This is a genomic window from Acinetobacter sp. ANC 4973, from assembly GCF_002135275.1.
Classification (GTDB): Bacteria; Pseudomonadota; Gammaproteobacteria; order Pseudomonadales; family Moraxellaceae; genus Acinetobacter; species Acinetobacter kyonggiensis.
In genome coordinates, this window is record NZ_NEGM01000003.1 from 1 (window position 1) to 14,621 (window position 14,621).

Below are 14,621 nucleotides of genomic sequence, written 5' to 3' on the forward strand. Positions count from 1 at the left end.
ACTTTGGATAAGCCCAAAGTAATCAAAGGCATTTGTCATCCGCAAAACTCGCCAAATACCTTTTATTGATTAATAAATCGCAGAAACCTTACTTTTTTAAAATAGTTTTACCTCGAACAATTGCGGATGACGTTTTCGCGTATCGAATAACATTATGAATTTAAAAAATAAAATGCCAGTCAATTTCTTAACTGACTGGCATTACATTAGATATGAGCTTTTTTATGTTCCACATGAAACATCATGCTGTTTAGCATTTTATAAAAATGGATTTTCAATTTCCTGTTCATCTTGACGATCAATTTTTTCAGGCAAATTTTGTTCATTTTCTAAAGCACTGACCACATCATTTAGAAAAGCTTGTAAAACTTTAGCCGCCTGTAAACCAGCCTGATCTTTGGTGAGCTGCAAATTACCATAAATATTGATGCAATCTTCTTGGTTTTCCAGCGTTAAGTCATAAATCGCATGTGACGCTGTCGCATTTTCAAAAGGTTTAAACATGGTCTGCTCACTAATCTTTATTGTTTTAAAAAGTAGGATGACCCACATCATCCTACCGAACAATAGCTTACTTCAACAACTGTAAAATGTATTGTAATAATGCTTCAATCAGCTGTTTCACAATAGCATCTTGGGTATTTGGATCGATTGTCTCTGTCCCGTTTTTGCTTGCATTGGTTTGGCTCGTATTCGAGGTAGAACCCGTAGATGAAGATTTAAACTCTTTTTGTAGCGCGGTCAATTGATCGGAGCTGACATCTTCCGCACATTGGCTTTCGGCATCCCAATGTGAATAGCTAATTTCTTTGCTGGCTTTCACCGCAGTTGCAGTGAGCGGCAAATGATAGGTATTGCGTTTTTGTTCTTCGGTCAGTTGTGGGAACAAATTCATGCCCAATTGTTCTTCCAAATAACAAACACTGACGATTTTAACCTGTAGTGAATTATCGTTAGGGGCATAGTAGGCACCAATCGCACCCGTTTTAGGAATATAAACCGCTTTAAAAACTGCGGTTGGAACAATAACGCCCTTGCCTATGGTTTTTAATTTTTTTGCTGCAAAAACAGGCCCCGTAACCACATAAACATCATATTTATGTTTGGTGACTATCGCACGGGTGGCTTCTTCTAATTCACGCCAAATTTGTTGATTATTTTTCGGTGCTTGCGGCACCATATTGGCCAAGGAAAAACTGTCACTCTGCGCAGCTTTGGTGGGCATATCGGCATTTGGTGCCATATGCCCACGGTCATAACCTGAGGCTTTATAGTCCGACAAGGTGGCACGGTGCTCTGCTTTGACTTTGGTTTCTTCGTGAAAACTATCTTCACGCGGAATTTTTTGACTTAAGCGCTGTGGCGTTAATGCTTCAGCAACCCATAACGGCGTTTTAGAAACACCCGAATACATCACGTTGAAACCATTAAAGCATAAGGGATAGGTATTTTTATTGAGGCTTTCTTTGGCTAAATAAGGTGGAATATCACGATAAAACTGATCTAAACAGGCCGAATTTGAGGATGATGGCAGCGAAACAAACTGTTGGATTTTTTCTTGTCCAAAAGCAATTGCAAAACTACTGGTTGCAACTAAACCTAAAATAATTTTTAAACTATTCTGATTTAAAAGCTGAACCCAAGATTTACTCGTTTTACGTTTCTTAATTGCCATTTTTAGATAAACACTCATTTTTCACGAGCTTAACAAGCAAGTAAATTGAAGTATATGTAACCGAAGTTATTTGTTTAACAATTAAACAATATTTGACCAACAAAAGCACAATTGTTGTAACAATATGTCTAATTTTCTACAGCTTTTATAAAGACTCTTAATGGCTTTCGGTATGTTTGATTGAAAAACCGATCAAGATTATGACAAGGTAAAACAGGCAAGATTTCAAAATGATTATATCTAGGGAGTATTTTATGCATGCCAAGCTTTTAGGTTTAAGTCTGATCACAGGATTGATGAGTGCAACAGCATTTGCAGAACCAGCCATTCAACCGGTTGATTCTTTAGAAAGTTTATCTAAAGTAAAAGTGAGCACCACAGTTAATGGTCAAGCAGGTTCAATTCAAGATTTAGTCGCCAGTGGTCAAATCCGTCTTGTTGATGCGAGCCAAGCCACTCAAGTCGGCACTGAAGCAGAAATACACAACCCATCAACTATAAATGCAACCACAGCACAAACTGCGGACATAAATACCCCAGCACAAATGGGTTCACCTGCTGCTGTAGAACAAGCCAACGCTCCTGCGATTGAGCAAACGGCTCAAGTTGCAGCTGACAAGGTCGAAGCAATGCAACTCCATGCTGAATTAGCTGCACAACAAACAGAACCAGCCTTAAATCAAAAAGCTGTAGCACCGATGATTTCATCTTCTGCCGACACGCCAGTCAATGCGGCAGATCGCCCGCAAGTTGATGTCACCCAAGAAGCTGTTGCTGCTGCACCTGTAAATGCTGCTGAAACAATGATGACTCATGAAGCCATCGCTGCTGCACCTGTAAATGCTGCTGAAACAATGATGACTCATGAAGCCATCGCTGCTGCACCTGAAGTCGCACAACCCAATGATGCCGTACAAGCTGCACCAGAAGCAGATCTTAGCGATGCACCAGTCAATGCATCTCCAGAAGCACCGATTGCAGAAACAACAGAGAACTGATCACCCTGTGTTGAGCTTTATCCTCCAATAAAAAAACCAAGGATTGACCTTGGTTTTTTTATGTACTATTCAGTTCATGGCTAAATTTCGATTTGACTGCCCAGCTCGACCACGCGATTCGGTGGAATTTGATAAAAATCACTGACTGGACTGGTATTTCGTTGCATCGAAATAAACAGTTTTTCCCGCCATGGAGACATTCCATCTCCAACCGTGTGAATCAATCGATCACGAGAAATAAAGAAGCTGATTTGCATCATGTCAAATTCAAGCCCTAATTGTTCATAAGCTTGCTGAAGCGCTTGTGGAATATTGGGTTGATCTTTAAAACCATAATACATCGAGACCCGATAGAAATGCTCATCCAATTTTTCAACTTGAATGCGCTCCTCTGCGGCAACATAAGGAATATCGCGAGTAACTACAGTCACCATCATATTCAGCTCATGCAGCACTTTATTGTGCTTAATATTATGCAACATGGCATGCGGCACAATATTGGGTGTCCCCGTCAGAAATACTGCTACACCAGGAACAAATTGTGTTTCAGCACTCATACCAATACTTTTGATAAACAGATCAATCGGTAAAGCATCTTTTTCTAGACGTGCAAAGACAATTTCTCGTCCCATTTTCCATGTCATTAGAATGGTATAGACTGCTGCACCAATTAAAATAGGCACCCATCCACCCGCAATAATTTTTAACGATGTTGAGGCAACAAAGATCAAATCAATGAACAAGAATGGGATCGTAAAGAGCAGAACTTTCCACACTGGCCAACGCCAAAAACCATAGGCGAGGAACGAAATTAAAATCGTCCCGCACAGCATGGTCATGGTCACGGCAACCCCATAAGCACTGGCTAAATTGGCACTATTTTCAAACAATAAAATCAGGATCACCACGGAAATAAACAGCACCCAATTGATGAACGGCAAATAAATTTGACCTTGTTCAATATCCGAGGTGTGATGCACGGTTAAACGGGGTAAATAGCGTAGTTGAATGGCCTGATTGGTCATTGAAAACACACCCGTAATCACTGCTTGGGAGGCAATGACTGCGGCAGCTGTCGCCAAGCCAATCATTGGATATAAACCCCAGTCAGGAACCAGCATATAAAATGGATTCGAAATCGCTTCTGGGTTGCGTAGTAATAATGCCCCCTGTCCTGCATAGTTAAACAGTAGACACGGTAAAACAATAATGAACCAAGCAAGGCGAATAGGTAAACGACCAAAATGCCCCATATCGGCATACAAAGCTTCACCACCCGTCATGGTTAAAATGACAGCCCCCATCGTCAGAAAAGCAACGTAGGGTTGATGAACAATAAAATTAAAGGCCCAATGAGGACTAACCATCGTCAATACAAATGGCGTTTGAATAATACTCCACACGCCCACTGCACCAATGGAAAGAAACCAAGTCATGGTTAATGGGCCAAAAAATTTTCCCATGGTGGCTGTACCATGCCGCTGTACTAAAAATAATCCTGCCAAAATACCAATTGCCAAAGGCATGAGCCATTGGTTAAACATCGGTGTGGCAATACTTAAGCCTTCAATTGCAGAGAGAATAGAAATTGCTGGCGTGATAATGCCATCACCAAAGAATAGCGATGCACCAATAAAGCCTAAAGCAATCAGATAAATCTTCCTGTTCTCGGCGATCCGAGTGGTTCGCAAATTCAGTGCAAGCAAAGACATAATCCCGCCTTCACCATTATTGTCTGCACGCATGATGATGGTGACGTATTTAAAACTGATCGTCAGCATCATGCACCAAAAAATCAGCGACAGAATTCCAAGAACTGTCGCTTCAGTAATAGCCAGATGTGCGGTGAGGAAGCATTGCCTAAGGGCATACAGTGGACTGGTTCCAATGTCTCCAAATACAACACCTAATGCAGCTAAGGTAATTGCAGGCAATGCCGCTTTTTTTGCGGTACTTTGCATATATGCGTCTTCTAATGTAGACATAATTTTTCCGAATAATATCACCGAGAAAAATTTTTTGCTCTAAATCAATTGTTTCAACTTGGCAGATTCCATTTTTTTGGTTATTATCGCGGCCGAATGGTGAGGTGTCCGAGTGGCTTAAGGAGCACGCCTGGAAAGTGTGTATACGTTTGCGCGTATCGAGGGTTCGAATCCCTCTCTCACCGCCAAATTGCAAAGAACTGCACTCCAAAGCAGTAACGAAAGGCTTGAATTTACAGGGTTTAAGCCTTTTTTGTTGCCCTAGGCAATGACATTCCATCTATTGCGATCAGGTATATATGGGAAAAACCCATGCGAACCCATTAGAATTAAGCGATGCTTTAGCCTTCTATTAATCTGCTCTCTTAAAATATCTATGTCACATCTTTGGCAAATTTAGCCTCCACCCCCTCAACATGGCGGTTTTATCAGCAAAACAATTCATTCGTTATCTTTGCCTCCCAACTCATTCAGCAAATCTAAAAATAATTGGTCTTATATTTCTGATTACAAAATCCATATTTCAAATTTAGTATAGGTAAAACTCATTTCTTTAGATTAGGTTATAAGTGGTACAAAAAATGCTTGGATTGTACCGAACTTTTTATAAGGAAAAATGATGAAAAAGACACTTACGGCACTCACTTTAAGCCTCGGTTTACTCTTACCCTTTTCAGTTTTTGCTAAAAATAATGTCGTGGTGGTTGCCACAGGTGGCACAATTGCAGGTGCAGGAGCCAGCTCTACCAACAGTGCAACGTATACTGCGGCCAAAGTACCTGTTGACGATTTGCTCAAGGCCGTTCCTCAAATTCAGAACCTTGCCAATGTCACGGGTGTACAAGCACTTCAAGTTGCATCCGAAAGTATGACCGACAAGGAGCTGTTAACCATTGCACGAAAAGTCAATGAATTGGTGAAAAAGCCAGATGTACATGGCGTTGTGATCACGCATGGTACGGATACCTTAGAAGAAACAGCTTACTTTTTAAACTTAACCGTTCATACAGACAAACCCATTGTGGTCGTGGGTTCAATGCGTCCACCTTCAGCATTGTCTGCGGATGGCCCTTTAAATTTGTATAGTGCTGTTGCCCTTGCGGCCAACGACAATGCAAAAGGCAAAGGTGTTTTTGTGCTCATGAATGATGATATTTTTGCAGCACGAGATGTCACCAAAGCCATTAATATTCACACCAATGGCTTTGCGAGTCAGTGGGGTGCCTTGGGCACACTGGTTGAGGGTAAAGCTTATTGGTTTAGAAATGTTGCGAAACGCTTTAATAACACCTCTGAATTTAATATTGAAAATATTCAAGGCGATGCTTTGCCTTTGGTTCAAATAGTATATGGTTCTGGCAATATGATTCCCGATGCCTATACGGCATATGCCAAAGCGGGAGCGAAAGCCATTATTCATGCAGGTACGGGCAATGGATCCGTTGCAAAAAATATTGTGCCCACTTTAAATGAGCTACAAAAACAAGGTGTGCAAATTATTCGTTCATCTCGTGTGCCACAAGGTTTTGTATTAAGAAATGCAGAACAGCCAGATGATCAATACAATTGGGTCGTTGCACATGATTTAAATCCACAAAAAGCAAAATTACTGGCTGCACTTGCCCTCACCAAAACCAAAGATGCAAAAGAAATTCAGCGCATGTTTTGGGAATATTAAAATTTAACGGAACTGAAGAAAGTATTTACGGATACTTTCTTCATTCATCATCTTAAACATACTGATCGAAAATTAAAAAAACAGTCCATATCTTTTTAAATGAATTCAAGCATTGACTCAATCATGACAAGAGACAATAAAACTCAGAAAAATATCATAAAGCTGCAATATTTCCATGCTAACAATCATAGGACAGTAGTTTAAGTCGAATCATCGAAGCACATTGAATACATAGAAAACTGCTATTCGGGAGTAAATATGAATACCAGCAATAATTATGTCAAACAAATCAAGAATGCTAAACGTGGTGGTTACACCCCGACCATTGCAAAAGATATTAACAAACATAAAATTCAGAAAGCCATTCGACTGATTGATCAATGGAGAAAACTGGCCAACGAACTAAAACCACAAATGCAAATTGATATGGCTTTAACACTAGAAGAATGTGCGCAAGACCTCGATCAAATTTTAAGGCGTAAATCTCTCTGATAAAATTCAAAGATTTCTGATTTAAATTTATTTTTTAATGCTTAAAAATAGATGAGCAATTCAATCGTTCACTTTTTGGCTTGCATTTTTAACCAAATTCGCTATTATTCACACAACAACGCCGGCATAGCTCAGTTGGTAGAGCAACTGACTTGTAATCAGTAGGTCCACAGTTCGAATCCGTGTGCCGGCACCATGTTATACCTAGCCTCACTTTTAGTGGGGCTTTGTTGTTTTTGCACGTTTATTTTAAAAATTTAAATAGCATCTTAAGAATCTAAATCACATCATTATTATGGCGCGTTCTTTTTTGCACTAATTTGTACATATTGCACTAAACCATCAGCATACAATTTATGGCATAACTTTGCGGTCAGTTGAATTTTAACAGCATCCAAACCAAAATGAGCTGCTGGCAATTGCTGAATATAATGCGAAAATCCAGACAAAACTGCTTGAGATAAATCAACAACTTCAATCTCGCTAAAATCATAATATTGTAAAGTCTGCATCAGCATCGATTCATTCATTAAATAATCGACATTCACATCGGCCGATTTTAACAACCAGGTATATTTTTGCTTTTGTAAGGCGGTTAAAGCCGACCATTGTTCAGACAACATTAAATAATGAAAACCCAGTCTGCCTTTTGCATTTAAAACTGTGCATACCGATGCTAAAAATGAATTTAAATTTGAGTGATACGCGGCATCGATACAGAGCACCACGTCAAAAGTAGCTTTGAATGGAATTTGTTTTAAATTTAAAAAAGACTGTTGGTGAATTGCCGTAAGTTGCGGAAGATGCTTTTGAATGTGCATCACACAATGGGATTGCAATTCAACCGCTTCAATATATTGCAACTGATATTGCTGTTGCCAAAAAGCTAAACTTGCGCCCTGCCCACAGCCTAAATCCAGAAGTTTATCGGCTGAGCTTAAATGCACAGCTTGCGCCAATTGATCGGCCAATTGGCGGCAAGCTTGTGGATAGGACGATGTTGCATCATCCCAATAGCCCAAATTGCTCCAAGCAAGCGCTGCATCATCTCCTAACTGTTTTGCATTAATCACATACTTATGTTGGATAAAATGCTGACGAATCGCTTGAAGCCATTTCATGTATTTTAGTAGTAGTAGCCAAGTTGCGGGGAAACCTCAACTTTAGGTTTTAATCCAACAAACGGCAAGGGTGCATTAAAAATTTCTGCAATATGCATGGCGGATGTCACGGCTGACTCTAAAATAGGTAAACCATCACAAGACCATGAACCACAATAAAATACTTTACGGTTTGCATCTTTATGACGAATCTGCAACTCTTTATTTAAAGCCACTGTTTGTGAGTCGACCACAGCACGGGTTAAAGTCACGGTGGAAATGATTTTTTTAGGATCAATATCAATCACAGGTTGCCATGTTTGGAACACTGCTGTTTTACCAACTAAACTTGGTTCGACTGCATTCAACCACACCGTAAATTGTTGACGAGTAAATTTACGATCCATCATATAACTGAGTACTGCCCAATCTTTACGTTTTGGCGGCATCACTGTTTGGTCGGTATGAATCACCAATTTACCTTGTTCAAATTTAAATTTCTTTAACAGTGCAATATCATCAGCAAATTGTTCAGTATTTAAGAAATCTTCAATTTTATTGGTCGGTGTTGCCACAATAACCCGATCAAAAATGTATTGTTCACCCAAAGCATTTTCAACCAGTACGCGACTATCTTGTTCTTTGACTTGGGTAATTGCAGAACCATTATGAATTTGAATCCCTGCAATCAATTTGTCCACCAATGCAGGAGTGCCACCTTGCATGCGCAATAAAGCATCACCATCGGTCAATTGACGTAAGAAAATCAATAATGGTTTTGCTGGCCATTCGCCAATGGTTTTAGAACTACAGGTGCAAATGGTATACAGCACGGGCATGACCACACCATGTAAAAATACCTCTTCTATATCATTGTTATTGATAAATTCAGCCAGCGTGATTTCTTGGTCTTTTGATTTGAAAAATTTAGCGATGGCCGTTTTAAGTTGCAACATCCCTTTGACTAAGCGCCATCCGTACTGTTGAATGCCTTTCCGATTATTAATAATCGGAAAATTACCAATACGACTACGAGAGGTGGTTAACCATGTTTCAATACGATCTTCAAAGAGCCAACTACATGCCATATAAGTACGAACGGGAAAAGTTTCAATCCCTAAATAAGTCGCCAAACTTAAGGTGTTTTTCCACAAATGCGGGTTCATGACGCGCAATGGTGCATCAATTAAGCCACCTTCAAATTCAGTACTATGGCTATCCATACCACGTCCAGGCAATGCTTCAAAAATCGTAATGCTATGCCCTGCATCTTTAAGAATTCTTGCGGTAGCTAGCCCAGCCATGCCACTACCAATAACGGCTATATCCAAAATTATTATCCGTCAGTTATATAAGATTACTGAAATTATGAACCAAGCAGGATTAAAAGGCGGTATTAAAATATTCCAGAATCTATCTTTTTAACAAAAGTCATCATGATGAATATCAGCCAGATATTCCTCCTTATCAGCACAAAAAAATACACATTAAAAATAATAAAACTATTTAATTTATATGAATAAATTAATAAAAAACCTTTAAAACCATTACTATATATTAACCAATTTTATAACAATCGTTTTACACACCCTTAAAATGCGATTATTATAGTCCGTCTGGTCACTTGATCATGACAGCATCATTTTCATAGCAAATAATGATGCAAATAAAGTAAAAACAACAAAACTCATTTCGCAAAAAGCCCCTAAAAATTTAGGGGCTTCTTTATTTTTGCACCAACGGCTTTAAAGTCAGGATTAGCCTGCAACCGCTATTTCACCAAACTTGCCACTATTCAAATCATTAAATGCTTGCATGATTTCATCTTTAGTATTCATGACAAAAGGACCATAGCCCTGAATAGGCTCATTTAAAGGTTGACCTGTCAGCAGCAAAAATTTGCTATCTTGCAAAGCCTCAAGTTGAATATTGGCTTCACCATCTTGAGCAAACAGCACAATAGAACTGTCTTCAACCTTTTGCATTCCGTTCAATAACATTTCACCTGACAGCACAACAAGCAAAGTATTGTGATCAACGGGTACATGAATATGATGGGTATGTTGTGCTTTTAACTCACCATCCCACACATTTACCGGTGAAAAAGTTGCAGCAGGACCACGATATTCTCCCTGATCTGCTTTATAGCAACCCGCAATGACTCGGATATGCCCTGCACCATTTTCAAGTTCAATCACAGGAATATCTTGTGCTTCAATGGCTTGATATTTAGGTGCGGTCATTTTATCTGCTGCAGGTAAATTGACCCAAAGCTGTACCATTTCAAACAATCCACCGCTTTTAGCGAATTGCTCAGAATGAAACTCTTCATGCATTAAACCTGCACCCGCGGTCATCCACTGTACATCGCCCGTTTTAATCTGACCGCCTCCACCACTGGAGTCTTTGTGTGACACTTCACCTTGATAGGCAATAGTGACCGTTTCAAAACCACGATGTGGATGTGAACCTACACCATGTTGTGCGGTGGTTGGATTAAAATGATACGGTGCAGCATAATCCAATAATAAGAATGGGCTAATCGCTTGACCTAAACGATCATAAGAAAATAGGTTTTTAACAGGGAAACCATCTCCGACCCAGTGCATATTCTGATTACGATAAACGCCAATAATTTTTTTCATCTCAAACTCCTATCTCTAGGAAACAATATGAGTACATATTAGTCTTTTTAAATGCGTCAATATAGCTAAACACCAGTACACACCATCTCATTTTTAGGACAAAATAAGGACTCAAACTCTTAATTATGCTTATTTTTAAATTCAATCCAACCAATTATCCCATAAACAATAAAATGAATCTCAAATCACTGGCTTTATCCACCCTCATTATCTCATTAATATAAATTCACCCCAGAACATCTCAAGCAGAAGTTCGACTTCTCTATAACACTATTCACGAGGCACAAAAAATGGGCAAACCATACGTTCGTTTAGACAAAGATAATGCAGCTGTTTTGTTAGTCGACCACCAAACTGGATTACTTTCATTGGTTCGTGATATCGACCCTGACAAATTTAAAAATAATGTTTTAGCCCTTGCTGCTGCGGCGCAATATTTCAACCTGCCAACGATTTTAACCACCAGTTTTGAACAAGGTCCAAATGGCCCTTTAGTTCCAGAACTCAAAGAAATGTTTCCAGATGCACCTTATATTGCTCGTCCTGGTCAAATTAATGCGTGGGACAACGAGGACTTTGTAAAAGCCGTCAAAGCAACAGGCAAGAAACAACTGATTATTGCTGGTGTGGTGACTGAAGTCTGTGTCGCATTCCCTGCACTTTCAGCTCTGGAAGAAGACTTTGAGGTATTTGTGATTACCGATGCTTCAGGCACGTTTAACCATTTAACTCGTGATTCTGCATGGGATCGCATGTCAAATGCAGGCGCACAATTAATGACTTGGTTTGGGATGGCATGTGAGTTACACCGTGACTGGCGTAATGATATTGAAGGTTTGGGTGCTTTATTCTCCAATCACATTCCGGATTATCGTAATCTCATCAACAGCTACAACCAACATTCATCGCAAAAATAAGTGTGGTTTGTTTTACAAAAGCGATCTTCGGATCGCTTTTTGATTTTGTTCTTCTGCCCCCTCAATCATGCTCCTTTTTTCAGCTAGAATGATGGCTTCCTTGCCCAGTTTTGAGCGTGATGTATGCATTCATTTGATGATTATTATTACTTTTTTCTGGTGGTGAAATACGCTGGATTTAGTGCCGCAAGTGAGGCGAGTAATATCACCAAATCAAAATTGAGCAGACGAATTTTAGACTTAGAAAGTCAATTTAATGTCAGTCTCATTCAGCGTTCAACACGCCATTTTAAAGTCACCCCTTTAGGGCAAGAATTTTATGAAGAATGTTGCAAAGTTATTGCTCAGATTGAATGTGCCAATAATGTATTACTAAAACAAAAAAGTGAGCCTCAGGGCTTAATCAAAATAAGCTGCCCTTCGGTCATGATGCATTTTCAAATTCGTACATTGCTTAATCAGTTTCTAAAAGATTATCCCAAAGTACAAATTGAACTCGAACTGACCAGCCGCCGTGTTGACTTAATGCATGATGATATCGACTTAGCCATTCGTACCAATTTTCAAGCCAATGAAGATTCAAGCTTGATTGTGCGTGATGTCATTAAAACTACTCATTGCTTGGTGGCAAGCCCTGAATTACTTAAAGGACGGCAAATTCAGCATTTCACGGAATTACACGAATTTCCAAGTGTGGTTCTTGGTATGCAAAAATCACAATATTACTGGCATTTAAACAATCGTGAGCATGGTGAAGTAATTGATATTCCACTCCAGCCACGGATTAAAAGCAATGATCTTGCTGGCGTGTATTATGCGGTATACGATGGATTTGGGATTGCCGATTTACCTTATTTGGCCGTTGAACAAGACATCAAGCAAGGCAAATTGATTCATATCCTACCTGAGTGGTGCTCAAATTTAGGCACGGTGCAATTGGTCTATGCTTCTCGTAAAGGACAGCGTTTGGTGATGGAAAAACTGATTGATTATTTAGTCGAAGGTTTAAGAGATTTAGCCAAAGATCATTTAGGTTATGCACTTTAAATGAATCAATGAACCACATAAAAAATCCAGAAACAACGTTCTGGATTTTTTAGGAAATTATTTTAACTTGAGCTTAAATTTTACCAATCAAGTCAATGGAAGGCGCAAGCGTTGCATCACCCTCTTTCCATTTTGCTGGGCAAACTTCACCAGGGTGTGCATGAACATATTGTGCTGCTTTCACTTTACGAAGTAACTCTTGAGCATCACGACCAATACCCCCCGCATTAATTTCAACAATCTGAATTTTACCTTCAGGGTCAATCACAAAAGTACCACGGTCTGCTAAACCTTCAGACTCAATTAAAACTTCAAAGTTTTTTGCCAAAGTCCACGTTGGATCACCGATCATTGGATATTGGATTTTTTTAATTTCATCCGAACTGTCATGCCAAGCTTTATGGGTAAAGTGAGTATCAGTCGATACTGAATAAATCTCTACGCCCATTTTTTGAAACTCAGCATAGTTATCCGCCAAATCACCAAGTTCTGTTGGACAAACAAAAGTGAAGTCGGCAGGATAGAAAAACAGCACTGACCATTTGCCTTGCATTTCTTTTTCAGAGATTTCAACGAATTCACCATTTTTATACGCTGTTGCATTGAATGGTTTGATTTCAGTATTAATTAAACTCATGAGATATTCCTCTAGCTTGTTTATAGGATTGCTTAGGTTGTGAAGCTAGAATACGAAATCTTTTTAAATTGGTAAAACCGTACTTTTTTATAAAAACAATCGAAAAAATAGATTTAATATTTCCATCACGATGCTTTTTATCATCGCAAAACTCAATTCAAATTTAAGTTGACCATCGCTCTTTTGTTCTGTAGATTTTGTTTTTGAGCGGATAATCAAAATGGTATTTCAATCTCTTCTTGAGCAATTCCAAGCCCTCCCTTCTGGTACTGACAGCTTTAAACAACTCAAAAATCATTGCGAACAGCAAATCAAAACTGCTGACCTTGAGCTAGAACAAACCGCCCTGTTTCTGATTTATGGTTTTGCCAAAAATTATGTGCTGCTGTATGAAGATCAAGCGGTGACAGCTGATTTTTCCAATGCTGCCAAAACCCAGTTATTGACCTATATGCAACAATTGAATTTAGCCCTTGCAACGCAAGACAAAGCACTCATTTTGGAGCGTTTAAATCAGGTAACTCAAGACTATATGCACAGCTCCCGAGTTTTCTAATTCAATCTCTTCATCGCTTATAACAGTATCTACACATCATAAAAAACCCTTTGTTTTCACAAAGGGTTTGGATGATACATGACAGTTTTAGATCTATGATCTAAAACTGTTAACTATATAATAGCAACCAATAAAATAAATTATAATAAGTAAAATCAACATATTACATAGAATTAAATACAATGTTTTTTCTTACAAAAAAAAGGACTCGATATAAATCAAGTTCTTTTTTAATACTAAATACAACAATCAATTATTGTATAGTCTAAAACGGAAGATCATCATCTAAATCAGCAGGTGCAGGCGCTGAAGGCGTTGCTTGAGGTGCTTTAGGCTGGAAACCCGCTGGGTTATTGTTGGCATAACCACTTTGCTGGTTGTTATTAAAACCACCTTGATTATTGCCATAACCGCCTTGGTTATTATTATTATTGTTGTTATAACCCGAGTTAGCGCCACCTTGGTTATTGTTGAAACGCGGTTGATTGTAGCCCGCGTTATCACCACCAGAGCTTTGTTCACCTTGCTGACGATTACCACTGTCTAACATTTGCATTTGCTCGCCACGAATTTCTGTGGTGTAGCGTTCTTGACCACTTTGGTCTGTCCACTGACGCGTACGCAATGAACCTTCAATATAAACTTTAGAGCCTTTGCGTAGGTACTGCTGCGCAATTTCACCTAAGCGGTTATGTAACACAATACGATGCCATTCTGTCTGTTCTTTACGCTCACCGGTATTTTTATCCGTCCACGAATCGCTCGTTGCAATTGAGAACTGAGTCAGAGAACCACCATTTGGAAAAGTTTTGGTTTCAGGATCTTTACCTAAAGTTCCAACTAAAATAACTTTATTAACACCACGCATCAGACGTATTCTTCCTATTTATT

14 protein-coding genes and 2 tRNA genes are annotated in these 14,621 nt (G+C 39.1%); 8 read left to right on the forward strand and 8 right to left on the reverse strand.

The features are described 5' to 3' along the window. Positions 1 to 258: 258 nt before the first annotated feature. Together B9T30_RS04765 and B9T30_RS04770 are read right to left on the reverse strand one after the other, a co-directional pair. Positions 259 to 504, reverse strand: coding sequence for a hypothetical protein (locus B9T30_RS04765; RefSeq protein WP_086184006.1), 246 nt, complete (start codon positions 502 to 504; stop codon positions 259 to 261). A 67-nt stretch (positions 505 to 571) separates the two neighbouring features. Next, on the reverse strand, positions 572 to 1,675 hold the full coding sequence (locus B9T30_RS04770; RefSeq protein WP_086184007.1) for a DNA/RNA non-specific endonuclease: 1,104 nt from the start codon (positions 1,673 to 1,675) through the stop codon (positions 572 to 574). Positions 1,676 to 1,929: 254 nt separating this feature from the next. On the opposite strand from B9T30_RS04770, the gene B9T30_RS04775 reads away from it, so the two are divergent. Next, positions 1,930 to 2,673, forward strand: a complete 744-nt coding sequence (locus B9T30_RS04775; RefSeq protein ID WP_086184008.1) for a hypothetical protein — start codon at positions 1,930 to 1,932, stop codon at positions 2,671 to 2,673. Positions 2,674 to 2,753: 80 nt separating this feature from the next. Here the strand turns inward: B9T30_RS04775 and B9T30_RS04780 are convergent, their stop codons facing one another. Next, positions 2,754 to 4,634: a potassium transporter Kup gene (locus B9T30_RS04780; protein WP_086184182.1), complete on the reverse strand. Its 1,881-nt coding sequence runs from the start codon at positions 4,632 to 4,634 to the stop codon at positions 2,754 to 2,756. A gap of 122 nt (positions 4,635 to 4,756) precedes the next feature. On the opposite strand from B9T30_RS04780, the gene B9T30_RS04785 reads away from it, so the two are divergent. The 4 genes from B9T30_RS04785 (at position 4,757) to B9T30_RS04800 (ending at position 7,024) form a co-directional block, all read left to right on the forward strand. Next, positions 4,757 to 4,846, forward strand: a tRNA-Ser gene (locus B9T30_RS04785). A 431-nt stretch (positions 4,847 to 5,277) separates the two neighbouring features. Beyond that, a complete protein-coding gene (locus B9T30_RS04790; RefSeq protein ID WP_413772552.1) occupies positions 5,278 to 6,336 on the forward strand; it encodes an asparaginase in 1,059 nt (352 codons plus the stop codon). A gap of 258 nt (positions 6,337 to 6,594) precedes the next feature. Next, positions 6,595 to 6,828, forward strand: coding sequence for a hypothetical protein (locus B9T30_RS04795; RefSeq protein ID WP_004650715.1), 234 nt, complete (start codon positions 6,595 to 6,597; stop codon positions 6,826 to 6,828). Positions 6,829 to 6,948: 120 nt separating this feature from the next. Continuing rightward, a tRNA-Thr gene (locus B9T30_RS04800) sits at positions 6,949 to 7,024 on the forward strand. Positions 7,025 to 7,121: 97 nt separating this feature from the next. Here B9T30_RS04800 and B9T30_RS04805 read toward each other — a convergent pair. The 3 genes from B9T30_RS04805 to B9T30_RS04815 all read right to left on the reverse strand — a co-directional run bounded on the left by B9T30_RS04805 (position 7,122) and on the right by B9T30_RS04815 (position 10,573). Next, on the reverse strand, positions 7,122 to 7,949 hold the full coding sequence (locus B9T30_RS04805; RefSeq protein ID WP_086184010.1) for an SAM-dependent methyltransferase: 828 nt from the start codon (positions 7,947 to 7,949) through the stop codon (positions 7,122 to 7,124). A gap of 5 nt (positions 7,950 to 7,954) precedes the next feature. Further along, entirely contained in the window at positions 7,955 to 9,259 is a 1,305-nt protein-coding gene (locus tag B9T30_RS04810; protein WP_139243534.1) for an FAD-dependent oxidoreductase, read from the reverse strand. 426 nt (positions 9,260 to 9,685) lie between these two features. Further along, positions 9,686 to 10,573 carry a pirin family protein gene (locus tag B9T30_RS04815; protein WP_086184012.1) on the reverse strand — a complete coding sequence of 296 codons (888 nt, stop codon included), beginning with the start codon at positions 10,571 to 10,573 and terminating at the stop codon, positions 9,686 to 9,688. Between the two features lie 290 nt (positions 10,574 to 10,863). Here B9T30_RS04815 and ycaC point away from each other — a divergent pair, with 290 nt between their 5' ends. Both ycaC and B9T30_RS04825 read left to right on the forward strand, forming a co-directional pair. Then, entirely contained in the window at positions 10,864 to 11,490 is a 627-nt protein-coding gene (ycaC, locus tag B9T30_RS04820; RefSeq protein WP_004650720.1) for an isochorismate family cysteine hydrolase YcaC, read from the forward strand. A gap of 123 nt (positions 11,491 to 11,613) precedes the next feature. Further along, positions 11,614 to 12,537 carry a LysR substrate-binding domain-containing protein gene (locus B9T30_RS04825; RefSeq protein ID WP_086184013.1) on the forward strand — a complete coding sequence of 308 codons (924 nt, stop codon included), beginning with the start codon at positions 11,614 to 11,616 and terminating at the stop codon, positions 12,535 to 12,537. Positions 12,538 to 12,610: 73 nt separating this feature from the next. Here B9T30_RS04825 and ahpC read toward each other — a convergent pair whose 3' ends face one another. Beyond that, the gene (gene ahpC, locus B9T30_RS04830) at positions 12,611 to 13,174 is read right to left on the reverse strand and encodes an alkyl hydroperoxide reductase subunit C (RefSeq protein WP_086184014.1); all 564 of its coding nucleotides are present in this window, start codon (positions 13,172 to 13,174) and stop codon (positions 12,611 to 12,613) included. Between the two features lie 220 nt (positions 13,175 to 13,394). Here ahpC and B9T30_RS04835 point away from each other — a divergent pair, with 220 nt between their 5' ends. Beyond that, entirely contained in the window at positions 13,395 to 13,730 is a 336-nt protein-coding gene (locus tag B9T30_RS04835) for a hypothetical protein (RefSeq protein WP_086184015.1), read from the forward strand. 265 nt (positions 13,731 to 13,995) lie between these two features. Here B9T30_RS04835 and ssb read toward each other — a convergent pair whose 3' ends face one another. Then, positions 13,996 to 14,598, reverse strand: coding sequence for a single-stranded DNA-binding protein (gene ssb, locus B9T30_RS04840; RefSeq protein ID WP_086184016.1), 603 nt, complete (start codon positions 14,596 to 14,598; stop codon positions 13,996 to 13,998). Positions 14,599 to 14,621: the final 23 nt, after the last annotated feature.

Coding starts and splice junctions, on each gene's coding strand:
- B9T30_RS04765 (WP_086184006.1), bottom strand. CDS start 504: ATGTTTAAACCTTTTGAAAATGCGACAGCGTCACATGCGATTTATGAC.
- B9T30_RS04770 (WP_086184007.1), bottom strand. CDS start 1,675: ATGGCAATTAAGAAACGTAAAACGAGTAAATCTTGGGTTCAGCTTTTA.
- B9T30_RS04775 (WP_086184008.1), top strand. CDS start 1,930: ATGCATGCCAAGCTTTTAGGTTTAAGTCTGATCACAGGATTGATGAGT.
- B9T30_RS04780 (WP_086184182.1), bottom strand. CDS start 4,634: ATGCAAAGTACCGCAAAAAAAGCGGCATTGCCTGCAATTACCTTAGCT.
- B9T30_RS04790 (WP_413772552.1), top strand. CDS start 5,278: ATGAAAAAGACACTTACGGCACTCACTTTAAGCCTCGGTTTACTCTTA.
- B9T30_RS04795 (WP_004650715.1), top strand. CDS start 6,595: ATGAATACCAGCAATAATTATGTCAAACAAATCAAGAATGCTAAACGT.
- B9T30_RS04805 (WP_086184010.1), bottom strand. CDS start 7,949: ATGAAATGGCTTCAAGCGATTCGTCAGCATTTTATCCAACATAAGTAT.
- B9T30_RS04815 (WP_086184012.1), bottom strand. CDS start 10,573: ATGAAAAAAATTATTGGCGTTTATCGTAATCAGAATATGCACTGGGTC.
- ycaC (WP_004650720.1), top strand. CDS start 10,864: ATGGGCAAACCATACGTTCGTTTAGACAAAGATAATGCAGCTGTTTTG.
- B9T30_RS04825 (WP_086184013.1), top strand. CDS start 11,614: ATGCATTCATTTGATGATTATTATTACTTTTTTCTGGTGGTGAAATAC.
- ahpC (WP_086184014.1), bottom strand. CDS start 13,174: ATGAGTTTAATTAATACTGAAATCAAACCATTCAATGCAACAGCGTAT.
- B9T30_RS04835 (WP_086184015.1), top strand. CDS start 13,395: ATGGTATTTCAATCTCTTCTTGAGCAATTCCAAGCCCTCCCTTCTGGT.
- ssb (WP_086184016.1), bottom strand. CDS start 14,598: ATGCGTGGTGTTAATAAAGTTATTTTAGTTGGAACTTTAGGTAAAGAT.